This is a genomic window from Streptosporangium sp. LJ11 (assembly GCF_051918945.1).
Taxonomy (GTDB): domain Bacteria; phylum Actinomycetota; class Actinomycetes; order Streptosporangiales; family Streptosporangiaceae; genus Streptosporangium.
This window is the reverse complement of sequence record NZ_JBPXMB010000010.1, coordinates 124425-146835: the sequence shown is the minus strand read 5'-3', so window position 1 is coordinate 146835 and position 22411 is coordinate 124425. Positions and strand designations below refer to the sequence as shown.

Sequence of the window (22411 nt, the reverse complement as noted above, 5' to 3'; positions counted from 1 at the left end):
GTTGTCACCTTTCGATCAGGGCGGGGATCTCGGCGGCGCGCCGGCAGGCGACCAGGCTCGCGTCGTACGGGCGGAGTTCCTGCTCCTGTTCCCGGCACTCGCCGGTCGCGAAGGGACAGCGCGGCGCGAGGGCGCAACCCGCGGCGGCGTCCGCCTCCTCCAGGTCCCTGGTCAGCTCGACCCGCGGGCCGCCGTACCCGGCGCCGAGGCTGGGGGCGCCGGCCAGCAGTGCCCGGGTGTAGGGGTGCAGCGGGTTGCCGAAGACCTCCTCCACCGGCCCTTCCTCGACGATCCGCCCCAGGTAGAGAACCGCGACGCGGTCGCAGAACCCCCGGACGGTGGCCAGGTCGTGGGAGATGAAGACCGTGCCGCGCGAGCGGTCGCCGCTCACCTCGGCGATCACCTTCAGGATCTGCGCCTGCACGGTGACGTCGAGCGCCGAGGTCGGCTCGTCGAAGACGATCAGGTCGGGGTCGCCGACGAGCGCGCGGGCGATGCCGGCGCGCTGCGCCTGCCCGCCGGACAGCTCGTGCGGGCGCCGCCCGAGGATCGACGGGTCCAGTTCCATGCGCTCCAGGACGCGGGCGACGCGTGACGCCCGCTCGGAGGCGGGCACCCCGGCGGCGCGCAGCGGCTCACCGATCGCGTCCGCCACGGTCCGCCGGGGGCTGAGCGATTCGACGGGATCCTGGAAGACCAGCTGGACGCGGGTGCGCAGGCGGCGCAGCTCCCGGCCGCGCAGCTCCGACAGCACCCGCCCGGCGACCTCGACCCGCCCCTGGGAGGGCGGCACCAGCCCGAGCACCAGCCTGGCCAGCGTGCTCTTGCCGCAGCCGCTCTCCCCGACGATGCCCAGGGTCTCGCCCGCGGCGACGTGGAGGCTGACCCCGCGCAGGGCGTGGTGGCCCCCGCCGCCGAAGCGGGCACGGTAGAAAACGTGCGCGTCCTCGACGCGCAGCACCTCCGCTCCCGTCCTCCCTGCGGAGGCGGCCCCCGCCCCGGAGCCCACCCGCGCGCAGGGCGGGACGACCGTACGCACGGGCGGTGCCCCCGTACGGCCGGGCGGCTCCGCGTCCACGGGCGCGGTCTCCGTGAGAGACGACCGGGGAGGCGCGTCCACGGGCGGAGGCGTGCCGTCGGGTTCGGTGAGGGGCCCGGAGCGGGGGTGGAAGCAGGCGGCGCTCCAGTCGGAGGCCAGTGCCTCGGCGAGCGGGAGCTCCGTCCTGCACAACTCCGTCACGTGCGCGCAGCGCGGCGCGAACGGGCAGGAGGACGGCGCCTCCACCGGCAGCGGCATCGCGCCGGGGGTGGCGGTCACCGGGCGCCCGTCGATGTCGGGCACCGAGCGCAGCAGCGCCCGCGTGTAGGGGTGGGCGGGCTCGTCGAGCACCTGCGGCCCCGGACCGGTCTCCACCACCGTCCCGGCGTAGAGCACCACGACGCGGTCGCAGACCCCCGCGATGGAGGCGAGGTCGTGGGAGATCAGCAGGACGCCGCGCCGCTCGGCGTTCGCGGCGAGCCGGAAGCGGTTGAGGATCTCCCTGGTGAGGGTCACGTCCAGCCCGGTGGTGGGCTCGTCGGCGATCAGCAGGCCCGGGGCGCACCCGGTGGCCAGCGAGATCATGACGCGCTGCGCCATGCCGCCGGAGAGCTCGTGCGGGTAGGCGTCCAGGCGACGTCTCGGGCCGCGGATGCCGACCGACTCGAACAGCTCGGCGGCGACCTCCCTGGCGGGGGCGGGCGCCAGGTCCCGGTGGGTGACGAGCCGGTCGACGAGCTGGCGGCCGACGGTCCTGGTGGGGCTGAGCGCGCCGCGCGGGTTCTGGAAGCAGATCGCGGCGCCGTGCCCCCGGAAGGACTCCAGCTCGGCGGCGCCCATCGTCAGCACGTCGGCGCCGTCGAACAGGACCCGCCCGGCCGTACGGGAGCCGCCGGGCAGCAGGCCCACGATCGAGCGGGCCACCATGCTCTTGCCGCCGCCGCTCTCGCCGACCAGGCCGACCACCTCGCCGGGCTCGACGCTCAGGTTCACCCCGCTCAGCGCGGCGACCCGGCGTCCGGGGCGGTGGATCACGACGGAGAGGTCCTCGATCGACAGGAGGGTCATCGCCCGTCACCTCCTCGTGGAGTCGGCGCGTTCCTGCAGGCCCTCACCGAGGAGGCTGAAGCCCAGGACGCAGATCAGCAGGAAGAGGCCGGGAGGTACCGAGGTCCACCACCGGCCGGCGACGACGTCCCCGGTGCCGAGGCTGATCATGGCTCCCCATTCGGCGGTGGGCACCGGCACGCCGAGGCCGAGGAAGGACAGCCCGGCCAGCGTGAGCATCGCCCAGCCGCAGTTCAGCGGGGCGATGACGCGCACCGGCGTGAGGCTGTTGGGCAGTACGTGCCGCCAGAGCACCCCCCAGAAGGAGGCCCCGGAGGCGCGGGACGCCTCCACGAAGGGCAGTTCCCTGACGGAGCGCACCTCGGCCCGCACCAGCCGGGCGTACGCGGGCGCGTTCACCAGCGCGATCACCGCGACCAGGTTGGCGGTCCCGCCGCCGAGCAGCGCGGCCACCGCCAGGGCCAGGATGAAGGTGGGGAACGCCTGGAAGACGTCGAGCACTCGCATCAGCACGTCGTCCGGCCGGCCGCCCCGGTATCCGGCGACCAGGCCGACGAGACTGCCCGCGACCACGGCCAGGGCGACCGCGGCGACCGCGATGCCGACGTCGAGCCTGGCCGCGTGCAGGACCCGGCTCCACACGTCCATGCCGTTGAGGTCGGTGCCCAGGAGGTGGGCGCCGCCCGGCGGGGCGAGGGAGGCGAGGGGGTCGATCTCCTCGGGGCCCCACGCGGTCAGCGCCGGCGCGAACACGACCGCCACGGCGACCAGGACCAGGATCGCGGAACCGGCCGTGATCAGGGACGACGCGAAGCGCCGGTCCCCATCGCCCTCCCGGACGCGCCCGGTCCTCGGGGCACGCGCGTCATCGGGCTTCCGTACGCGTCCGGCGTCGGGGGCGTGTTCGGCGTCCGGCATCAGATCCTCACTCTCGGGTCGAGGACCGCCTGGACGACGTCGGCGACGAGGAACACCACCACGTAGAACAGCGCGATCACGAGCACCGACGCCTGCACCACCGGGTAGTCCCGGTAGAGCAGGCCGCGCAGCGCCCACTGCCCGAAGCCCTGCCAGGAGAAGACGTACTCCACGAGGACCGTCGAGCCGATGGAGAAGCCGAACACCAGGGCCGCCAGCGCGGGGAGGCGCACCAGCGCGGCCCGCACCAGGTAGCCGCGCAGCAGCAGCCGGTCCCCGAGACCGTGCGCGGCGGCGGCCGCGTACGCCTCGGAGGCGAGCACCTCCAGCGCGGAGGCCCGGACGCTGCGCAGCAGCGGCGCGACGATGACGATCACCAGCGTGGTCACCGGCAGCACGAGGTGTTCCAGTGCCGAGACGAACGCGGGGCCGTTGGCCGTCAGCGCCGCGTCGAGCAGGTCGGCGCCGGTGATGAGGCTGAGGTCGGTGCCGGGGTCGACCCGGCCGCTGGGCGCGGGGAACCAGCCCAGGACGCTGTAGCCGACGAGGACCAGCACCAGGCCGAGCCAGAACTCCGGCACCGAGTTGCCGACGAGCGCCGCGACGCGGACGGTGTGGTCGCCGAACCGGCCCGCGTTGCGCGCCGACCAGATGCCGAGCACCGTCGCCAGCACCAGCGCCACGGCCAGCGCGATCACCACGAGTTCCATGGTCGGCCCGACGCGCACGGCCATCTCCGAGCCCACCGGGGCGCCGCTCTGGATGGAGGTGCCGAAGTCACCGGTGAACAGCCCCCCGGCGTAGTCGAGGAACTGCCGCCACAACGGCCGGTCCAGCCCGAACCTGGCCCGCGCGGCGGCGGCGTCGGCCTCCGTGGCGTTGGGGCCGAGGATGGTGCGGATCGGGTCGCCCGGCAGGACCCTGACGAGGAGGAAGGTCAGGACGACCACCCCGAGGAGCACCGGGACGAGCTGGAGCAGCCGTCTGAGGAGGAACCGGAGGATGCGCACGGACTACCCGGCGACGCTCAGGTAGCGCAGCCGGGCCAGACCGTCCATCGGCTGGACCCAGCCCGCCACCGACTCCCTGACGGGGAGGTTGAAGTCGGGCTGGCAGACGACGACCCACGGCACGTCCCCGGCCAGGATCTCCTGCACGCGCAGCCAGAGCTTGGCGCGCTCCGCCTCGTCGACGACGGTGTGGGAGTCCTCGAAGATCTTCTCGATCTCGTCGTTGACGTAGTTGGAGTAGTTGAGGCTGGCGCCCTTGGTGAAGCTGGTCCCGAGCATGTACTCCACGTCGTTGACCCAGAGCTGGCCCACGGTGATCTGCAGCGGGATGTTCTTCCTCTCCCTGCGCTCGGCGAGCGTGGCGGGGTCGAGCGGGGTGAGCTTCAGCTCGATGCCCGCCTTCCCGGCCTCGCTCTGCACCAGGACGGCGATCTGCTGCTGCTCCTCGCTGTCGGTCTGGAAGACCAGCTCGGAGGTGACCGAGGTCCTGCCCGCCCCGGCCAGCGTCTCCCTGGCCTTGGCGACGTCGTAGGTGTAGGGGTAGCCGGTCTCGGAGTAGCCGGGCATGTCCAGCGGGACGACGCTCCTGGCGGGCCGCGCGTCGCCGCCGTAGACGTTGGCGATGATCTGCTCGTACGGGACGGCGTGGGCGAGCGCCCTGCGGACCGCGGGGTCGTCGAAGGGCGCGGTGGTCACCGACATCTGGATGGCGACCTGGCTGTTGCTCGGCGCGGAGATGACCTTGATGCCCGGGGTGGTCTTGAGGTCCTTGATGTCGCGCTGGCCGATCCCGAAGGCGATGTCGATGTCGCCGTTCTGCAGCTGGAGGCGCTGGTTGGCGGCGGCGGGCACCACGGTGAGCCTGATCTCGGGGCTCTTGGCGCCGTCGGGGCCGGGATAGCCGGTGTTGGCGGTGAGCAGGATCTCCTGGCCCTGGACCGCCTTGCCGACGTTGAAGTAGCCGCCGCTCGGGGGGTTCTTGGCGAACCACTCCTTGGCCCAGGGGTCGTCGTCGGTGGCGTGCTTCCTGGCCTCCTCGGAGTCGAAGACGTACAGCGAGATGGCCTGGATCTGCCGGGTGAGGGCGCTGGGGAACGCCTGGGTGAACGTCACGGTGTGGTCGTCGACCACCTCGACCTGGTCCGCCTCGGTGAGCCCGATCAGCCGGTAGATCCCGGCGACGTTGGCCTTCGCGGCGAAGGCGCGGTCCTTGGACCACTTGACGTCCCTGGCGGTCATCTCGTTGCCGCTGGCGAACTTCACGCCCTTGCGCAGCTTGAGGGTCCAGACCTTGTTGCCGGCGTCGGGCTCGAAGGACTCGGCGAAGGCCGGGGCGACGGCCTCGGTGTCGAGGATCCGGCCGCCGCCGACCGAGGTGACCCCGTAGTCGACCATGTAGGGGAAGACGTTCTTGTAGAGCATCAGCGCGGTCAGGTCGAATCCGACGAAGTCCTGGTCCCAGCTGCTCAGGTAGCTGCCCACCGCGATCCGCAGCGCCGAGGCGGCCGGGGCGGCGCTCCCGTCGGGGGCCGCGCTCGCCGCCGGGGTGTCCGAGCCGCCCGCCTTGGTACCCGCGGCGCACCCGGTCGCGAAGAGGAGGGCGACCCCACCCCCGAGGTGCAGGATCGAGCGACGGGACAGCGCGGGGGACACCGGACCGTGGGGGTGAGGCAAACCGGGCATCGCAGTCCTCCAGGGGCCATGAGGGATAGGCCGCGAGGTGGGCGGATCGCGGCACTGACGGCCCACCCGACCTACATGTGCCGTTTGTTCTATCAGACCTGAGTTTGGTGAACAAGGGACCGGTTTTTGTTCACACGAAAAACTCGTGTTCAGCCAGGTGAACCGGCGAATGGAAGGTCGACTCGAGTGGTCGTGTTCACTGAATTTCACACGGACGACGCCCAGAAGTGACCGGCGCTTCCTACCCTCTCGGCGGGGCCGGGCATACCCGCGCCCCGCACCGCCCGGCCCTGCCGGTCGCGGCACGTCCGGTTCGTGATCACCGCGCCCGGGACGGGCGGGACGCGCCGGGGCCGTCGGGACGAGCGCGGGTTCGCCCGGTTCATGAGCACCGCGCCCAGGATGCGCGGGACGTATCAGGACGAGTAAGGATTTGCCCGGTTCGTGATTACCGCGCTCAGGATGGGCAGGACGTATCGGGGCGAGTACGGGTTCCACCGGAGCCGGTCCTCGACCACAGTGCCGCCGGAACCCCGGCGGCGCCCCCTGCGGGAGTGAGCCGATGTTCTCCGTACCTGTACTGCTCGTCGTGGCCGCCACGGCGGTGATCGCGACGCTGGCCTGCGCGCTCGCCCTGGTGGCCGGGTCCCCCTGGCCGCTCTCCCTGCTCAGCGGCGTCGCGGCGGGCGCGGCCACCCTCGGCGTGCTCTCCCGCCTGCTGGACGACGGCCACCGAATCCGCCCGTAGTGCTCCGGTGTGCACGCGGACCCCGCCCTTCCCGCCGCCCGCGACGAGCCACGTACGGCACGTCACGTACGACGAGCCGCGTACGGCAGGCCGCGCACGGCGGGCCGCCTGCGACGGCACGTCCTCCGGCGCCCTCCGAGCGGCAGGGCACCGGAGGCCGGCGGGAACGGGTGGTGGACGGGCGGGGTCCGGCGGATCAGAAACCGCGCGCCAGGTGGTAGTAGGCCTGGTTCCAGCGGATCTCCTTGGCGAACTGGCGGGCGGTGGTGTCCGCGTCGATGACCAGGAGCTCGACACCGAGCATCTCGGAGAGGTCGGTGAGCTCCTCGGTGGTCAGCGCCGACGACAGGACCGTGTGGTGCGGGCCCCCGGCGGTCAGCCACGCCTCGGCGGAGGTGCTCAGGTTCGGGCGGGGCCTCCACACCGCGCGGGCGACGGGCAGGCTGGGCAGCGGCTCGGCGGGGGCGACCACGTCGATCTCGTTGGCCACCAGCCTGAACCGGTCCCCCATGTCGGACAGGCCGATCACCACGGCGGGACCCGGCTCCGCGTCGAAGACCAGCCGGACGGGATCCTCGCGCCCGCCGATGCTCAGCGGGTGGATCTCGCACGAGGGCACCCCGGCGGCGATCGTCGGGCAGACCTCCAGCATGTGCGCGCCCAGGATGACCTCCTGGCCGGGGGTCAGGTGGTAGGTGTAGTCCTCCATGAAGGAGGTGCCGCCGGAGAGACCGGCCGACATCACCTTCAGGGTGCGCACCATCACCGAGGTCTTCCAGTCGCCCTCGCCGCCGAAGCCGTAGCCGTCGGCCATCAGCCGCTGCACCGCGAGCCCCGGCAGCTGCCGCAGCCCGCCGAGGTCCTCGAAGTTGGTGGTGAACGCGCCGAAGCCCCCCTCGGTGAGGAAGTGGCGCAGCCCCAGCTCGATGCGGGCGGCGTAGCGCAGCGAGTCGTGGCGCTCGCCTCCGGCGCGCAGCTCGGGGGCGACCTTGTAGGTGTCCTCGTACTCGGAGATCAGGACGTCCACGTCGGCGTCCGCCGCGGCGTCGACGGCGGCGACCAGGTCGTTGACGCCGTAGGTGTTGACCGAGACGCCGAAGCGCAGCTGCGCCTCCACCTTGTCGCCCTCGGTGACCGCCACGTCGCGCATGTTGTCGCCGAAGCGGGCCAGCCGCAGCGAGCTCAGCTCGGCGCGCCCGGCCGCGGCCCGCGCCCAGGCGCCGATGCGCGCCGCCACCGCCGGGTCGCTCACGTGCCCGGCGACGGTCTTGCGCGCGACGCCCAGCCGGGACTGGATGTAACCGAACTCGCGGTCGCCGTGCGCGGCCTGGTTGAGGTTCATGAAGTCCATGTCGATGGAGCTCCACGGCAGCGCCACGTTGGCCTGGGTGTGCAGGTGCAGCAGCGGCGTGCGCAGCGCGTCCAGCCCGGCGATCCACATCTTGGCCGGGGAGAAGGTGTGCATCCAGGCGATCACCCCGACGCAGGCGTCCGAGGCGTTGGCCTCCAGGCAGACCCGGCGGATCGACGCGGCGTCGGTGAGCACGGGCTTCCACACCACCCGGAACGCCAGCGTCTCGTCAAGCTGCTCGGCGATTTTCTGGGACTGCTCCGCCACCTGGGCCAGCGTGTCCTCTCCGTACAGGCCCTGGCTTCCGGTGAGGAACCAGATCTCTCGCTCGTGGAGGGTCACCGCGGACTCCTTTGCCCGTAGACGTTCTGGTAGCGGTCGTACAAACTGTCGATGTCGGGCTGCGCGATGGACAGCGGCTCGCCCAGCTGACGGGCCACGTGCACGGTGCGGGCGACGTCCTCGCACATCACCGCCGCCTTGACGGCGGCGCGGGCGTCCGCGCCGATGGTGAAGACGCCGTGGTTGCGCATCAGGACCGCCGGGGAGCGGTGGCCCTCCAGGGTGGCGACGATTCCCTTGCCGATGTCGTCCCCGCCGATCAGCGCGAACGGCCCCACCGGGATCTCGCCGCCGAACTCGTCGGCCATCGCCGTCAGCACGCACGGGATGGCCTCGCCCCGCGCCGCCCAGGCGGAGGCGTACGTGGAGTGGGTGTGCACCACCCCGCCCACCCGCGGCATCGTCCGGTAGACGTACGCGTGCGCGGCGGTGTCGCTGGACGGCGCCAGCTCGCCCTCGACCAGCTCGCCGTCCAGGTCGCACACCACGATCGACTCCGGGGTGAGGTTCTCGTACATCACCCCGGACGGCTTGATGACGAAGAGGTCCTCGCCGGGGACCCGGCCGGAGACGTTCCCTGCCGTCCAGGCGACGAGGTTGTAGCGGACCAGTTCCTGGTGGAGCGCGGACACCGTCTCCCGCAGCTTCCTGACGACGGCGCTCATCCGGCCGCCCCCGTCCGGTGCGAGCCCGGGTGCCCGGTCACGCGCGGTGCCGGATGCCCGGCCACGCGCGGGGGCGGGGGCAGCGCCCGCCCGTTCAGATGTTCCTCGCGCCCGGTCACGCGTCCTCCTTGTTCGTCGACGTGTTCTTCTCGTTCTCGCCGGCCTGGTTGCGCAGGGCCCGCAAGCCGTGCAGCATCTCCCCGTCGGCGAAGTGGTCGTGCAGGCGGCGGTACTCGGCGTACAGCCGGTCATAGGTGTCCGCGCGCCCGGCGTCGGGGACGTAGACGGCCTCGCCGCGCCCGCCCATCGCGGCCGAGGCCGAGGTGATGTCGGGATAGGCCCCGGCGGCGACCGCGGCGTGGATGGCCGACCCCAGGGCACACCCCTGCTCGGAGCCGATCACCGAGATCGGGCGGCGCAGTACGTCGGCGTAGACCTGCATCAGGAAGTGGTTCTTGATCAGGCCCCCCGCGGCGACGAACTCGGTCACCGGCACCCCGGAGCTCTCGAAGGTCTCCACGATCGTGCGGGCGCCGAACGCGGTGGCCTCGATCAGCGCCCGGTAGGTGTCCTCGGGCCTCGTCGCGAGCGTCTGGCCGACGACCACGGCGGAGAGGTTGTGGTCGACCAGCACCGAACGGTTGCCGTTGTGCCAGTCGAGCGCCACCAGGCCGTGCTGCCCGACCCGCTGCGCGGCGGCGCGCTCGGTGAGGAGCTCGTGCACCGTGAGCCCGCGCTCCTCCGCCTCGCGCTCGTAGGAGCCCGGCACCGAGGTCTCGACGAACCATCCGAAGATGTCGCCGACACCCGACTGGCCCGCCTCGTACCCCCACAGGCCGGGCACGATGCCGTCACGCACCACGCCGCACATGCCGGGTACCTCGGCCAGGGCGTCGGAGGACATGACGTGGCAGGTGGAGGTGCCCATGATGGCGACCATCTGGCCGGGCCGCACGGCGTCGGCGGCGGCGGCCGTGACGTGGGCGTCGACGTTGCCGATCGAGATCGCGATGCCCTCGGGCAGCTTCGTCCACGCGGCGGCGCGGGCGTCCAGCCGTCCGGCGAGGCCGCCCAAGGGGGACGGCTCCCCGCCGAGCTTGGCGGTGAAACCGGTGAAGGCGGGGTTGAGCTCGGCGAGGAACTCCGCGGAGGGGTAACGGCCGTCCTGGCGGATGGCCTTGTACCCGGCCGTGCACACGTTGCGCGTCTCCACGCCGGTGAGCTGCCAGACGATCCAGTCGGCGGCCTCGATCCAGCGTTCCGCGCGGCCGTAGACCTCCGGGTCCTCCTCCAGCACCTGGAGGCCCTTGGCGAACGCCCACTCCGAGGAGATCTTCCCGCCGTAACGGGGCAGCCACGCCTCTCCCCTGCGGGCGGCGACGGCGTTGATCCGGTCGGCGTGCGGCTGCGCCGCGTGGTGCTTCCACAGCTTCGGCCACGCGTGCGGGCGGTCGGCGAGCCCGTCGACCTCGCACAGCGGGGTGCCGTCGGCGGTGGCGGGCAGCACGGTGCAGGCGGTGAAGTCGGTTCCCAGGCCGATGACCTGCGACGGGGAGATCCCGGCCGCCGCCACCGCCTTGGGCACCGCCTGGCGGAGCACCTCCCGCCAGTCCTCCGGCGACTGCAGCGCCCAGTCGGGGCCCAGGCGCACGGCGGTGCCCGGCAGCCGTTCCTCGATCACCCGGTGGGCGTACTCGTGCACGGCGGCGCCCATCTCGGCACCGTCGCCGACCCGGACCACCACGGCGCGGCCCGACAGCGTACCGAAGTCGACACCGACCACGTAACGATCGTTGTTAGCGTTCACATCATCTCCAGGACATCGGGACGTTGGGACCTCGGTACGGGGGGTCCGGCACGGACGACCGCGCCGGATCCGCGGGGTTCAGGCGCGGCGCGGCACGCCGGGACGGCACGGACCCGAGCCGGGAAAGGCGCCCGAACCCGGCCGCGACCTCGGGCACGGCATCACCACGGTACGCGGACTCAGGGGCGGAACGGCGCGGTGCTGGCCCTGGCCACGAACCGCGGCGGGACGACGTGTCGCTCGTGGGACCATTCCGCTCCCGCCTCCATCTGCCTGAGCAGGACCTCGATGCTGTGCTTCCCGACCGCCCCGAAGTCCTGCCTGATCGTGGTGAGCGGCGGGGTGAAGAACTCGGACTCGGGGATGTCGTCGAACCCCACGAGGCTGATCTGCTCGGGCACCCGCACGCCCAGCTCGGCGAAGGCCCGCAGCGCCCCGAGCGCCATCTGGTCGTTGGCGACGAAGACCGCGGTGACGCCCGGCGTCGCCGCCAGGCGCAGCCCGGCCTCGTAGCCGGAGCGCGGGCTCCAGTCTCCGGACAGCAGCTCGGGGATCGGACGGCCCGCGGCGGTCAGCACCTCGCTCCAGCCCTCGATCCGCCCGTCGGCCTCCAGCCAGTCCGACGGGCCGGCGACGTGCCACACGGTCTCGTGGCCGAGGTCGAGCAGGTGCCGGGTGGCCAGGCGGGCGCCCTCGACCTGGTCGACGCTGACCACCGACACATCACCCGCGTGGCTGCCCTCGACGGCCACGACGGGGACGTCGGTGGGCACGTCGGCCAGCGCCGGGGCGGCCGAGCGCTGCGGCGCGACCACCACTATCCCGTCGACGGACTGCTCGGCCAGGTAGCCGAGCGCGTCGCGCACGCCCGCGGTGTCGATGGTCTTGAGGCTGACCATGCTGACGAAGTATCCTGCCGCCCTGGCCGCCTGCTCGATCCCGTAGACCGTGCTCGCGGGCCCGTACAGGGTCGTGTCGAAGCTGACCACCCCGAGGGTGCGCGTGTGTCTCGTGACCAGGGCGCGGGCGACCATGTTGCGCCGGTAGCCGAGCTCGTTGATCGCCTCCAGCACCCGGGCCCGGGTCTCGGCGCGGACATTGGGATGATCGTTGAGCACGCGCGAGACCGTCTGGTGTGACACGCCGGCCCTCGTGGCGACGTCCGCCATCACCGGCGGACGTCGTTCGAGACTCGGGCTCAAGGGTCGGCTCCTTCAGGATGGCTTGGGACAGACTGTGAGCGCTAACAATGCCTCTCGTCAAGCACCCCCGAGATTACGTTCTTATTACTCAGAGATCATCCGTTAACGCCCACTTGACGTTGCCGTCATCACGCCCTTAACTGGCGCGTACTCTCTTGTTAGCGTTCACATCTCCTGCGAGAAGGTCTCCATGGTGCGAGAACTCCTGACTGCCCGGGGGTTGACAGTCGGCCGACTCGGGCATTTGATAGCTCGTCACACAGCCGGACGGACCACCACCCGGTCTGACGCCGCTGGTGTGAGCGCTCGCAGCGAGGCTCACGACGACGTCCGTGAAGACGCTCACGGTCACGTTCACCAACACGCTCACGGACACCGGAGCGGGCCGCGTCCCGGCCCGTTCCGGTGTCGCCGTGAGCGCGGCTCGGACGGGACGCGCCCCGGTGGTGGCACTCCGGAAGCCGGGACGCGCCGCCACGGCACCCTCTACTCCCGGGACGCACCGCGTCCCACCGCCCTCCCGGCCCGCCCCCGGGCCCGGACGGGCTCCCACACTGGAGGTATTCGATGAAGTTCGCGAAGCTGGCCACCGCCGCGGTGAGCCTGGCTCTCGCCATGGGAGTGACGGCCTGTGGCTCCAGCGTCAAGACCGTCGACCAGGGCGCGTCGGGAGCGGCCTCCGCGGCACCCGCCGACACCCTCGTCGGCGTCACCATGCCCACCAAGTCCTCCGAGCGCTGGATCCACGACGGCAACAACGTCAAGAGCGCCCTGGAGAAGCTGGGCTACAAGGTCGACCTGCAGTACGCGGAGAACGACATCCCCACGCAGGTCAACCAGATCGAGAACCAGATCACCAGTGGCGCCAAGCTGCTGATCATCGCCTCGATCGACGGCACCGCCATCACCACGCAGCTCCAGGAGGCGGCCGACAAGAAGATCCCGGTCATCGCCTACGACCGGCTCATCCGCAACTCGCCGAACGTCGACTACTACGCCACCTTCGACAACTACAAGGTGGGCGTGCAGCAGGCGACCTCGCTGCTGGTCGGCCTGGGGCTGAAGAAGGAGGACGGCTCCGAGGGCGACGCCAAGGGCCCGTTCAACATCGAGATCTTCGCCGGCTCCCCGGACGACAACAACGCCACCTTCTTCTACAACGGCGCGATGGACACCCTGAAGCCGTACATCGACAAGAAGACCCTCGTCGTCAAGAGCGGCGAGACCGACTTCAAGACCGTCGCGATCCTGCGCTGGGACCCGGCCACCGCGCAGAAGCGCATGGAGGACCTGATCACCAAGGCCTACTCCGGCAACACCAAGGTCCAGGGCGTCCTCTCCCCGTACGACGGCCTGTCCATCGGCATCCTGTCGGCGCTGAAGAGCAGCGGCTACGGCACCGCCGACCAGCCGTACCCGGTCGTGACCGGCCAGGACGCCGAGGCCGCCTCGGTCAAGTCGATCATCGCGGGCGAGCAGTACGCGACGATCTACAAGGACACCCGCGAGCTGGCCGCCGTCACCGTCGAGATGGCCGACGCCGTGCTCAAGGGCGGCAAGCCCGAGGTGAACAACACCAAGGACTACGACAACGGCGAGAAGGTCGTCCCGTCGAACCTGCTCGACCCCGTGATCGTGTACAAGGACAACTACAAGAAGGTCCTCGTCGACTCCGGCTACTACACCGAGGACCAGCTCAAGTAGCGGTGTCGGTGTCATGACGGATGACACCGGGCCGGCGGCGTCCCAGCCGCCGCCGGCCCGGTGCCCACGGAGCGGAAAGGCAGTGCGGAGGCGGACGGCATGACCGACGACATACTTCGGATGCGTGGCATCACCAAGACGTTCCCGGGCGTCAAAGCCCTGCAGGACGTCAACCTGGTGGTACGGCGAGGCGAGATACACGCGATCTGCGGGGAGAACGGCGCCGGTAAGTCGACGCTGATGAAGGTGCTGTCCGGCGTGTACCCGCACGGCTCGTACGACGGCGAGATCCTCTTCGACGGCGAACCGTGCCGCTTCTCCGACATCAGGGACAGCGAGAAGCGCGGCATCGTGATCATTCACCAGGAGCTGGCGCTCAGCCCGTACCTGTCGATCGCCGAGAACATCTTCCTCGGCAACGAGCGGACCAGCCGCGGCCTGATCGACTGGAACCGGACGAACGCCGAGGCCGCCGAGCTGCTGGAGCGGGTCGGGCTGCGGGAGAACCCGGTGACGGCCTCGATGGACATCGGGGTGGGCAAGCAGCAGCTGGTGGAGATCGCGAAGGCGCTCTCCAAGAAGGTCAGGCTGCTCATCCTCGACGAGCCGACCGCGTCGCTCAACGACGAGGACTCCGCGCACCTGCTCGACCTGCTGCGCGGGCTGCGCGAGGAGGGCATCACCTCGGTGATCATCTCCCACAAGCTGAACGAGATCCGGGCCATCGCCGACTCGACCACGATCCTGCGCGACGGCCGGACGATCGAGACCCTGGACATGAGGAACGACCAGGTCTCCGAGGACCGCATCATCTCGGGCATGGTCGGCCGCGACCTCGAGAACCGCTACCCGCCGCACGAGCCGAAGATCGGCGAGGAGGCGCTGCGGATCGAGGACTGGACCGTGCACAGCCCGAGCCAGCACGGCCGCGCCGTCGTCTCCGGCGCCAACCTGACGCTGCGCCGCGGCGAGATCGTCGGCCTGGCCGGCCTGATGGGCGCCGGGCGCACCGAGCTGGCGATGAGCGTGTTCGGCCGCAGCTACGGGGTCGGCATCTCCGGCCGCGTCTACAAGGACGGGCGGGAGATCCAGCTCCGCACGGTCGGCGAGGCGATCGACCACGGCATCGCGTACGCCACCGAGGACCGCAAGCGGTACGGGCTCAACCTGATCGAGGACATCAAGCGGAACGTCTCGGCCGCGGCGCTGGGGAAGCTGGCGAAGCGCGGCTGGGTCGACGACAACAAGGAGTACCAGGTCGCCGACGGCTTCCGCGAGAGCATGAACATCAAGGCTCCCAGCGTGCTGTCGGTCACCGGGAAGCTCAGCGGCGGCAACCAGCAGAAGGTGGTGCTGTCGAAGTGGATCTTCACCGACGCGGACGTGCTGATCCTCGACGAGCCCACCCGGGGCATCGACGTGGGTGCCAAGTACGAGATCTACTCGATCATCAACCAGCTCGCCGACCAGGGCAAGGCCATCTTGGTCATCTCCTCGGAGCTTCCCGAGCTGCTCGGCGTGTGCGACCGCATCTACGCCATGTCGGCCGGTCGCATCACCGGTGAGGTCCCCCGGGCGGAGGCCACCCCGGAGCGGCTCATGCAGTTCATGACCAAGGAAAAGGAGTAGGGAGCACGATGAGCAGCGGCCAGGTCCCGGCGCACGGAGTCGCCGAACCCGCAGGAAAGACCGGAGCACCGCCACCGGGCGGCGGCGACCTCCTGGCGGTGCCCGCGAAGGCGCCGGGGGGCCGTTTCTCCTTCAACCTGCGGCAGAGCGGCATCTACATCGCCTTCGCACTGGTCATCGTGCTGTTCTCCGTCCTGACCGACGGCAGGCTGCTCAGCCCGCAGAACATCTCGAACATCATGGTGCAGAACTCCTACATCCTGATTCTCGCGATCGGCATGATCCTGATCATCATCGCCGGGCACATCGACCTGTCGGTGGGCTCGGTGGTCGCGGTCACGGGCGCGATAGCGGCCGTGCTGATGGTCGACATGGACGTGGCCTGGCCGCTGGCCCTCCTCGTCACGCTGATCGTCGGCGCGCTGATCGGGGCCTGGCAGGGTTACTGGATCGCCTACTTCGGCATCCCGGCGTTCATCGTGACCCTGGCCGGAATGCTGATCTTCAGGGCGCTCACCCTTACCGTGCTCGGCAACCAGGGCATCGGTCCCTTCCCCGACGAGGTGCGGACCATCGCCAACGGTTTCGTGCCCGGCTTCTTCGGCAACATCGGCCTCGGCCCGCTCGGCGGCGCCGACGTGCTGACGCTGCTCATCGGCCTGGCCGCGGTGGCCGGGATCGCCGGCACGCAGTGGCGGGCCCGCCAGGCGCGGCTGGGCTACCGGCAGAAGGTCGACGCGCTGCCGCTGTTCTTCCTGAAGATCGCTGCCGCCTCCGCGGTGGTGATGGTCATCATCGTGCAGCTGGCCAGGTTCAAGAACCTGCCCTGGGTGCTGGTGCTCCTCGCGATCCTCGTCCTGGGCTACACGCTCATGACCAACCGCGCCGTCTTCGGCCGCCACATCTACGCCATCGGCGGCAACCTGCACGCGGCGAGCCTGTCGGGCATCAAGGTCAAGTCCGTCACGTTCTGGCTCTTCGTCAACATGGGCGTGCTCTCCGCGGTCGCCGGGATCATCTTCGCCGGGCGGCTGAACCAGGCGGGGCCGACGGCGGGCAACAGCTTCGAGCTGGACGCCATCGCGGCCGCGTTCATCGGCGGCGCCGCCGTCCAGGGCGGCGTCGGCAAGGTGGTCGGCGCGCTCACCGGCGGTCTCATCATGGCCGTGATCAACAACGGCATGTCCCTGATCGGCGCGCCCAGCGAGCAGGTCCTGCTCTTCAAGGGCCTGGTCCTGCTCGCCGCCGTCGCCCTCGACGTGTGGACCAAGCGCCGCGCGGGCGCGGCCCGCTGACCCGTCCCACCGGATTCGTCCCCTCCGCCCCCTGCCCGCCGGACACCCCGGCGGGCAGGGGGCGGACCCGTCGGTGGCCGTGGATCCCTTCGGTGGTCACCGGGTGTGGAGGTCCTCGCCCCGGGTAAAGCGAGTGATCTCGGGCGGTGAGAGAGGACGCGGATGGCGATCGACTCGGTGGGCATGTGGATCGCGGTCATCGCGCTGGTGGTGGTGCTGCTCGCCCTCGACTTCGTGGTGGCGGCGCGCCGGCCGCACGCCGTGGGCATGCGCGAGGCCACCGCCTGGACGGTCTTCTACATCGGCGTGGCCATCGCCTTCGGCCTGGTCCTGTGGTGGCTGGCCGGGCCGGGACTGGCGACGGAGTACTTCGCCGGATGGATGGTGGAGAAGAGCCTCTCCGTCGACAACCTCTTCGTCTTCGTCATCATCATGGCGCGGTTCTCGGTACCCGAGGAGCACCAGCAGAAGGTGCTGCTCTTCGGCATCGCCACCGCCCTGGTGCTGCGCGCCGTCCTCATCGCGGTCGGCGCGGCGGCGATCGCCCTCTTCTCCTTCACGTTCCTGATCTTCGGCCTGCTGCTGATCTGGACGGCGGTCCAGCTCATCCGGCACCGGAACCAGGACCCCGACGTCGAGAACAACCCGCTGATCCGGCGCGCGGGCAAGGTGCTCCCGGTCAGCGACGACATGCACGGCGGCAAGCTCGTCGCCCACGAGGACGGCAGGCGGGTGGTCACCCCGCTGTTCGTGGTCTTCCTCGCCATCGGGAGCACCGACCTGCTGTTCGCCCTCGACTCCATTCCCGCCGTCTTCGGCGTCACCAAGCATCCGCTCATCGTCTTCGCCGCCAACGCCTTCGCGCTGCTGGGGCTGCGTGCCCTGTACTTCCTGATCGAGGGCCTGCTGGAACGCCTGGTCTACCTGTCGATCGGCCTGGCGGTCATCCTCGGCTTCATCGGCCTCAAGCTCATCCTGTCGTTCCTGCACGAGGACGTCTCGAAGTCCTTCCCCGAGGTCCCGACCCCGGTCTCCCTCGGAGTCATCTTCCTGGTGCTGCTGGTCACCGTCATCACCAGCCTGCGGAGGGTGCGCAGCCACCCGGAGGAGCGCGCGCACGCGGGCACCCTGCACCGGATGCGCCGCAAGGACGGGAAGAGGGGCCGGGGCGAGGGCGAGGGCGGCGGCCAGGGCCAGGGCCAGGGTCAGGGCCAGGAGGGCCGTTCCGGCGGGCGAGGATCCACCGGCGACTGAGCGAGAGGGCGGCGGGGAGCCGCCCCGGACAAGAGCACGGCGGGGAGCCGCCCGGACGGGCGGCCCCGCTCAGGCCAGGCAGCGCAGGGCGGCCTTGAGCCTGCGGTCGAGGGGATGGCCGTCCGGCAGGCGGCCGACCGTCGCCTCCACGAACACCGGGGCCGGCAGCAGCTCGCTCGCCCCGTACGCGTGCACCCAGACCCCGTCGGCGGTCAGCTCGACCTCGGCCTTCGAGTCCTGCTCGGCGAGCACGAACGCACCCACCCGAGCCCGCCACCAGGCCCGCTCCTCCGCCTCGTCCTCCGTGACCGGCGCGCCGACGTCGTCGGCGTGGGTGGCGTACTCGGAGGCGTAGTGGAAGGCCTGCAGCCCCACCGGGTACGGCCCGGCGAAGGTCCGCAGCGAGGCGTCGTGGCCGAGCGCGCGCATCCGCTCGCGCGTGTCCCCGTTCTCGCGCCGCCACTCCTGGAGCACCTCCTCGACGGGAACGCCGCGGCGGTTCCGCACGCACCACTCGTTGAAACCGTCGAAACCACCGTCCACGCCCTCACGCCGGAGCATCGCGGTGAAACCGTCGATGTCGTCGTCCAGGCAGGCGTGGTTGTACAGCTCCTCTCCCGCCAGGTGCCCGAGCACGTCCCGGACCGACCAGCCGGCCGCCCGCGAGGGGCGGTCCCAGCCCTCCGCGCCGAGTCCCGGGAAGTAGCGGTCGAGACGTTCCGCCTCGGCGTCGAACAGGTCGAACGGGTCGAGCCCCACCAGGGGGTCCTTCGCTTCGTTGGTCATGCCTCAGCCGTACCCCGAGAACGGCGGCCGTCCCCCGGCGAGCCGCCGGCCGGCGGTGGCCGCGTGCCGTGAGGCGACCGGCCCGCGTCCCAGCTAGTCGTCATCGTCACCGTCCTCCTCGTCGTCTCCCTCGGAGTGGTGACGAGGGGGTTCGCGATCCCGGTCGTCCGGCTGGAAGACGAAGCCGGAGTCGCGCAGGAAGGTGATGAGCGGCCCGTCGGAGGCGAGCCTGCCCCTCCGCCGCGCCTCGGACAGGTCCCGGCCGAGCTTGCGCAGCTCGTCACGCGCCTTCTCGTTCTCGCCCTTCTGGAGGGCACGGGCCACTTTGACGATCCTCTCGCGGATCTCGCGGGCCACCCTGCGGTCGATCCTCCCCTCGCGTTCCTGGTCGGTGACCGCCCGGTGGAAGGCCGGCAGGAGTTCCTGCCAGTCCCGCGCCGCCGGCCGCACCGGTGCCGGGGACGGCGCCGCGGACGCGCTCGGCGAGACGGCCGGTGTGGGGGGCGGCGACGCGGGCGGTGCCGAGGACGGCGCCACCGCGGCGATCGCGGACGGTGCCGCCGTGCCGGCCTGCCGCGCCGGGTCCGATGGCACCAGTGCCCAGAGAGCCGCCGCCACCGGCACGGCCACCACGCCCAGCGCGATCGCGACGGACCGTCCGGGCGACCGCCCCCGCGTGAGCGCGGAGAGGGCGCCGGACACAAACGCGGACACGGACGCCGACGTGGGTACCGGTCCCGGCGTGGCCGCCGGCGGCACGGTTTCGTACGTGGACGTCGGCATCGGCGGCGGCGGTGCGATGTCGCGGGCGGCCGGCACGTGACGGGCCGTCGCGGCGAGCCGGCGGACCACCTCTCCCCCGGTCGGCCGCGCGCCGGGATCCTTCTCCAGCAGGGCCAGGACGAGCCTCTCCAGCTCCGCCGGTACGTCGGGCCGGTACCGCCTGAGCGGGTCCGGCCGGTCGCGGACGTGCTGGGAGATCACCTCCGTGGCCGGGCCGGCGAACGGGGGCCGCCCGCACAGCAGCTCGTAACAGACGCAGCCGAGCGCGTACATGTCGGAGGCCGCGTTTCCCGGCTCACCGAGGATCTGCTCGGGAGACAGGTAGGCGGCCGTGCCGATGACGCTTCCCGCCGAGGTCAGCCGCATCGCGGCCTCGGTCGCGACCCTGGCGGTACCGAAGTCGACGACCTTGAGCGCGCCGGCCGCGCCCAGGTGCAGGTTCGCGGGCTTGACGTCGCGGTGCACGACCCCGGCCCGGTGCGCGGCGTCCAGCCCGAGCGCGGCCTGCCCGGCCAGGTGGCACGTCTCGGACACGCTCAGCGGTCCCCGCCCGGCCAGCTCGGCGGCGAGGTCCCTGCCGGTCAGCAACTCCATCACCAGGTACGGGCGGCCCTCGTGCTCGCCCGTGTCGAGCACCGTCACCACGTTGGGATGGACGACGCGCGCGGCGGTCCTCGCCTCCCGGGCGAACCGCTCACGCGTCGCGGCGTCGGCCACCGCCGGTGCCAGGATCTTGACCGCCACCGCCCAGCCCGGCCGCAGGTCGTAACCGCGCCAGACCTCGCCCGTGCCGCCGCGGCCGATCGGCTCGTCCAGCCGGTACCGGCCGGCGAGCACGGTCGCCGTCCCCTCCCAAACCCCCACGATCCCCGCCATTAATTCCTAGTCCGACAATTGGCCCACAACTATATGAGGGGACTCTCCACCCCATGGATGTACATCAAAAACCCCTTCCGAACCGGGGCTCCCTGTCCCGCTGGATCTGGTTGGGCCGTGGTTGATCCCGGCCTGGTGCCCTGTGTCCGCTCCGCCTCCCAGGGCGGCTCGATCGTGATCGCGCGGGCGGCGTCGCGGATCGCCCGGACGGCCGAGCCGGTGCGGTGGCGGTCGAACACCGCCCGACCGACCACGGCCTCGCCGTGACAGCCGATCACGGTGGCCGGCTACGGGACCCGGGGTGGGACGCGTGACCACTTCCGGCAACGGCCGTATTCGGCACTTGACCGCCGGCCGCGCTTGGAAACGCTCACCGAACACTTCTCATCTCATTTCGCCGTATTGTTTAATCCCATAAGCCGCCTGTCCCGAAAAATCCGGCTTCACAAATAGACACTTCCGCGTGGTTGTGGCTTATACGGCGCTGACCGGCATCGGTTGGATTAAGGTGGCGTTGCCCACATCGCATGATCGAGGCACTCTCCCCCCTCTTATCGGAAACCGAGGTCGAGGAGAGACCGATGCCCCGCAGACATACCGCCATAATGGGATGTGTCCTGGCGATCACCGCCCTTCCCCTGACAGCCGTTCCAAGTGCCGCCCAGCCCTTGACGGAAGACCCCGCAGCCGTGGTACTGCCACCACCGGGCATGGTCGAGGCTCTTCAGCGCGATCTGCATATCACCAAGGAGCAGGCCCGGGCCCGGCTGATCAACGAAGCCCGTCTGGCACCGATCGAAGCGCGGCTCCGCAAAAGGCTCGGTAACCGTTTCGGCGGTTCCTGGTTCGCCGGAACCAACGCGCAGATCCTTACCGTGGCCACCACCGATCCCGCCGATCTTCCTCAGATCATTGCCGAGGGCGCCCAGGGCGAGGTGGTCACCCGGTCGCTTTCGCAGCTTCACGCGGCCCTGCACAAAACCAACACGGCGATGTCCACGGCCGATGAAAAAGTGCGTTATATCGATACAAAGAGCAACAGAATTGTCATCCTTACCTCGGATCCTTTGGTCACCGAGAATGAGATAGCGGCCAGCGGTGTGAGCACGAGCGTCGTGCAGGCGGTGCACTCCGGCGAGAACCCTCGGCTTCTTGACGACGTGCTCGGCGGCAGCCCCTACTACGTCGGTGTCGGGTCCCGCTGCTCGGTCGGGTTCTCCGTGACCAAGGGGACCCAGAAGGGCTTCGTCAGCGCCGGCCACTGCGGCAACCAGGGGCAGGCCACCACCGGCTTCAACCGGGCGCCGCTGGGGGTCTTCCAGGGGTCGACCTTCCCGGGCAAGGACTTCGCCTGGGTCGCGGTGAACGACAACTGGACCCTCAAACCATCGGTGGACAACGGCTCGAACAGCACGGTGAGCGTCTCCGGTTCCAGGGCGGCCATCGAGGGAGCCTCGGTCTGCCGGTCCGGCTCGACCACCGGCTGGCACTGCGGGACCATCCAGCAGCTCTACACCAGCGTCACCTACCCCCAGGGAACCGTCTCCGGGGTGACCCGGACCAATGTGTGTGCCGAGCCCGGCGACTCCGGCGGCTCGTTCATCTCCATCGACCAGGCTCAGGGGGTCACCTCCGGTGGCTCCGGGGACTGCACCTCGGGTGGCGTGACCTACTTCCAGCCGATCGGCGAGATCCTCGCCGCCTACGGTCTGTCCCTGCTGACCACCGTCACCCCGTCCACCCCACCCACCTCACCCACCCCACCCACCTCACCCACCCCACCCACCTCACCCGCCCCGCCGAACGCGGGGGCGAACATCTGTACCGGCTACTCGAACACCTTCAAAGGCACGCTGAGCGAGAACAGGTCCGCCTATCAGCCGAACGGCCGTTACTACCGCTCGACCGCCGGCGCCGTCCACTCCGGTTGCCTGAACGCCAACGACACCACCGACTTCGACCTCTACCTGCAGAAGTGGAACGGCCGGAGTTGGGGCACCGTCGCCGCCTCCGAGGGATCGACCCCCAACGAGAAGATCACGTACACCGGCGCGGCCGGCTTCTACCGCTACCGCGTGTTCGCCTCCGGTGGCTCCGGCCTCTATACGCTGGCATACAACGTGCGATAACCCGTATCGCGAAAAGTCAGGGATCGCATGGAAAAACAGCGCTTTTCTGTGTCAAACAGCTGAGATCAGGGTGGCATCCCGACGTACTGGACCGGTGAAGGCGATCGTGGTCCACAGCCCTG

Annotated in this window: 18 protein-coding genes; 7 read left to right on the top strand and 11 right to left on the bottom strand. The window is 70.8% G+C overall.

Going from position 1 to position 22411, the window contains the following annotated elements:
- Nucleotides 1-4: 4 nt before the first annotated feature.
- From ACTOQ3_RS16890 to ACTOQ3_RS16875, 4 genes are read right to left on the bottom strand one after another with little or no spacing between them, the layout of a single operon-like run.
- The gene (locus ACTOQ3_RS16890) at nucleotides 5-2107 is read right to left on the bottom strand and encodes a dipeptide ABC transporter ATP-binding protein (RefSeq protein WP_440084331.1); all 2103 of its coding nucleotides are present in this window, start codon (nucleotides 2105-2107) and stop codon (nucleotides 5-7) included.
- A 6-nt stretch (nucleotides 2108-2113) separates the two neighbouring features.
- Complete coding sequence (locus tag ACTOQ3_RS16885; protein WP_440084330.1) at nucleotides 2114-3025, bottom strand: ABC transporter permease; 912 nt, start codon at nucleotides 3023-3025, stop codon at nucleotides 2114-2116.
- On the bottom strand, nucleotides 3025-4035 hold the full coding sequence (locus tag ACTOQ3_RS16880; protein WP_440084329.1) for an ABC transporter permease: 1011 nt from the start codon (nucleotides 4033-4035) through the stop codon (nucleotides 3025-3027). The genes ACTOQ3_RS16885 and ACTOQ3_RS16880 overlap by 1 nt, the downstream gene beginning before the upstream one ends.
- A gap of 3 nt (nucleotides 4036-4038) precedes the next feature.
- Nucleotides 4039-5718 (bottom strand): ABC transporter substrate-binding protein, encoded by a 1680-nt coding sequence (locus ACTOQ3_RS16875; RefSeq protein ID WP_440084328.1) that lies wholly within the window; start codon nucleotides 5716-5718, stop codon nucleotides 4039-4041.
- Between the two features lie 562 nt (nucleotides 5719-6280).
- Here ACTOQ3_RS16875 and ACTOQ3_RS16870 point away from each other — a divergent pair.
- Nucleotides 6281-6466, top strand: a complete 186-nt coding sequence (locus tag ACTOQ3_RS16870) for a hypothetical protein (RefSeq protein WP_440084327.1) — start codon at nucleotides 6281-6283, stop codon at nucleotides 6464-6466.
- Nucleotides 6467-6662: 196 nt separating this feature from the next.
- On the opposite strand, the gene araA is transcribed toward ACTOQ3_RS16870, so the two are convergent.
- From araA to ACTOQ3_RS16850, 4 genes are all read right to left on the bottom strand, one after another.
- Nucleotides 6663-8159 carry an L-arabinose isomerase gene (araA, locus tag ACTOQ3_RS16865; protein WP_440084326.1) on the bottom strand — a complete coding sequence of 499 codons (1497 nt, stop codon included), beginning with the start codon at nucleotides 8157-8159 and terminating at the stop codon, nucleotides 6663-6665.
- Nucleotides 8156-8824: an L-ribulose-5-phosphate 4-epimerase gene (locus ACTOQ3_RS16860; protein ID WP_440084325.1), complete on the bottom strand. Its 669-nt coding sequence runs from the start codon at nucleotides 8822-8824 to the stop codon at nucleotides 8156-8158. The genes araA and ACTOQ3_RS16860 overlap by 4 nt, the downstream gene beginning before the upstream one ends.
- A gap of 115 nt (nucleotides 8825-8939) precedes the next feature.
- On the bottom strand, nucleotides 8940-10631 hold the full coding sequence (gene araB, locus ACTOQ3_RS16855; protein WP_440084324.1) for a ribulokinase: 1692 nt from the start codon (nucleotides 10629-10631) through the stop codon (nucleotides 8940-8942).
- 179 nt (nucleotides 10632-10810) lie between these two features.
- Nucleotides 10811-11800 carry a LacI family DNA-binding transcriptional regulator gene (locus ACTOQ3_RS16850; protein WP_440084438.1) on the bottom strand — a complete coding sequence of 330 codons (990 nt, stop codon included), beginning with the start codon at nucleotides 11798-11800 and terminating at the stop codon, nucleotides 10811-10813.
- Nucleotides 11801-12400: 600 nt separating this feature from the next.
- On the opposite strand from ACTOQ3_RS16850, the gene chvE reads away from it, so the two are divergent.
- From chvE to ACTOQ3_RS16830, 4 genes are all read left to right on the top strand, one after another.
- Complete coding sequence (gene chvE / locus ACTOQ3_RS16845; protein WP_440084323.1) at nucleotides 12401-13537, top strand: multiple monosaccharide ABC transporter substrate-binding protein; 1137 nt, start codon at nucleotides 12401-12403, stop codon at nucleotides 13535-13537.
- A 99-nt stretch (nucleotides 13538-13636) separates the two neighbouring features.
- Nucleotides 13637-15166 (top strand): multiple monosaccharide ABC transporter ATP-binding protein, encoded by a 1530-nt coding sequence (mmsA, locus tag ACTOQ3_RS16840; RefSeq protein WP_440084322.1) that lies wholly within the window; start codon nucleotides 13637-13639, stop codon nucleotides 15164-15166.
- Nucleotides 15167-15174: 8 nt separating this feature from the next.
- Nucleotides 15175-16461, top strand: a complete 1287-nt coding sequence (gene mmsB, locus ACTOQ3_RS16835) for a multiple monosaccharide ABC transporter permease (protein ID WP_440084321.1) — start codon at nucleotides 15175-15177, stop codon at nucleotides 16459-16461.
- Nucleotides 16462-16623: 162 nt separating this feature from the next.
- Nucleotides 16624-17715 (top strand): TerC family protein, encoded by a 1092-nt coding sequence (locus ACTOQ3_RS16830; RefSeq protein ID WP_440084320.1) that lies wholly within the window; start codon nucleotides 16624-16626, stop codon nucleotides 17713-17715.
- 69 nt (nucleotides 17716-17784) lie between these two features.
- On the opposite strand, the gene ACTOQ3_RS16825 is transcribed toward ACTOQ3_RS16830, so the two are convergent.
- Together ACTOQ3_RS16825 and ACTOQ3_RS16820 are read right to left on the bottom strand one after the other, a co-directional pair.
- Nucleotides 17785-18501, bottom strand: a complete 717-nt coding sequence (locus ACTOQ3_RS16825; protein WP_440084319.1) for a maleylpyruvate isomerase N-terminal domain-containing protein — start codon at nucleotides 18499-18501, stop codon at nucleotides 17785-17787.
- 93 nt (nucleotides 18502-18594) lie between these two features.
- Nucleotides 18595-20148 carry a serine/threonine-protein kinase gene (locus tag ACTOQ3_RS16820; protein WP_440084318.1) on the bottom strand — a complete coding sequence of 518 codons (1554 nt, stop codon included), beginning with the start codon at nucleotides 20146-20148 and terminating at the stop codon, nucleotides 18595-18597.
- A gap of 129 nt (nucleotides 20149-20277) precedes the next feature.
- Here ACTOQ3_RS16820 and ACTOQ3_RS16815 point away from each other — a divergent pair, with 129 nt between their 5' ends.
- Nucleotides 20278-20427 (top strand): hypothetical protein, encoded by a 150-nt coding sequence (locus ACTOQ3_RS16815; RefSeq protein WP_440084317.1) that lies wholly within the window; start codon nucleotides 20278-20280, stop codon nucleotides 20425-20427.
- A gap of 284 nt (nucleotides 20428-20711) precedes the next feature.
- Here the strand turns inward: ACTOQ3_RS16815 and ACTOQ3_RS16810 are convergent, their stop codons facing one another.
- Nucleotides 20712-21125 carry a hypothetical protein gene (locus ACTOQ3_RS16810; protein WP_440084316.1) on the bottom strand — a complete coding sequence of 138 codons (414 nt, stop codon included), beginning with the start codon at nucleotides 21123-21125 and terminating at the stop codon, nucleotides 20712-20714.
- 102 nt (nucleotides 21126-21227) lie between these two features.
- On the opposite strand from ACTOQ3_RS16810, the gene ACTOQ3_RS16805 reads away from it, so the two are divergent.
- A complete protein-coding gene (locus ACTOQ3_RS16805; RefSeq protein ID WP_440084315.1) occupies nucleotides 21228-22289 on the top strand; it encodes a S1 family peptidase in 1062 nt (353 codons plus the stop codon).
- Nucleotides 22290-22411 lie beyond the last annotated feature (122 nt).

What these genes read in the sequence shown, in the direction of transcription:
- ACTOQ3_RS16890 (WP_440084331.1), bottom strand. Translation starts at nt 2,107, where the DNA reads ATGACCCTCCTGTCGATCGAGGACCTCTCCGTCGTGATCCACCGCCCC.
- ACTOQ3_RS16885 (WP_440084330.1), bottom strand. Translation starts at nt 3,025, where the DNA reads ATGCCGGACGCCGAACACGCCCCCGACGCCGGACGCGTACGGAAGCCC.
- ACTOQ3_RS16875 (WP_440084328.1), bottom strand. Translation starts at nt 5,718, where the DNA reads ATGCCCGGTTTGCCTCACCCCCACGGTCCGGTGTCCCCCGCGCTGTCC.
- ACTOQ3_RS16870 (WP_440084327.1), top strand. Translation starts at nt 6,281, where the DNA reads ATGTTCTCCGTACCTGTACTGCTCGTCGTGGCCGCCACGGCGGTGATC.
- ACTOQ3_RS16860 (WP_440084325.1), bottom strand. Translation starts at nt 8,824, where the DNA reads ATGAGCGCCGTCGTCAGGAAGCTGCGGGAGACGGTGTCCGCGCTCCAC.
- ACTOQ3_RS16850 (WP_440084438.1), bottom strand. Translation starts at nt 11,800, where the DNA reads ATGGCGGACGTCGCCACGAGGGCCGGCGTGTCACACCAGACGGTCTCG.
- chvE (WP_440084323.1), top strand. Translation starts at nt 12,401, where the DNA reads ATGAAGTTCGCGAAGCTGGCCACCGCCGCGGTGAGCCTGGCTCTCGCC.
- mmsA (WP_440084322.1), top strand. Translation starts at nt 13,637, where the DNA reads ATGACCGACGACATACTTCGGATGCGTGGCATCACCAAGACGTTCCCG.
- mmsB (WP_440084321.1), top strand. Translation starts at nt 15,175, where the DNA reads ATGAGCAGCGGCCAGGTCCCGGCGCACGGAGTCGCCGAACCCGCAGGA.
- ACTOQ3_RS16830 (WP_440084320.1), top strand. Translation starts at nt 16,624, where the DNA reads ATGGCGATCGACTCGGTGGGCATGTGGATCGCGGTCATCGCGCTGGTG.
- ACTOQ3_RS16825 (WP_440084319.1), bottom strand. Translation starts at nt 18,501, where the DNA reads ATGACCAACGAAGCGAAGGACCCCCTGGTGGGGCTCGACCCGTTCGAC.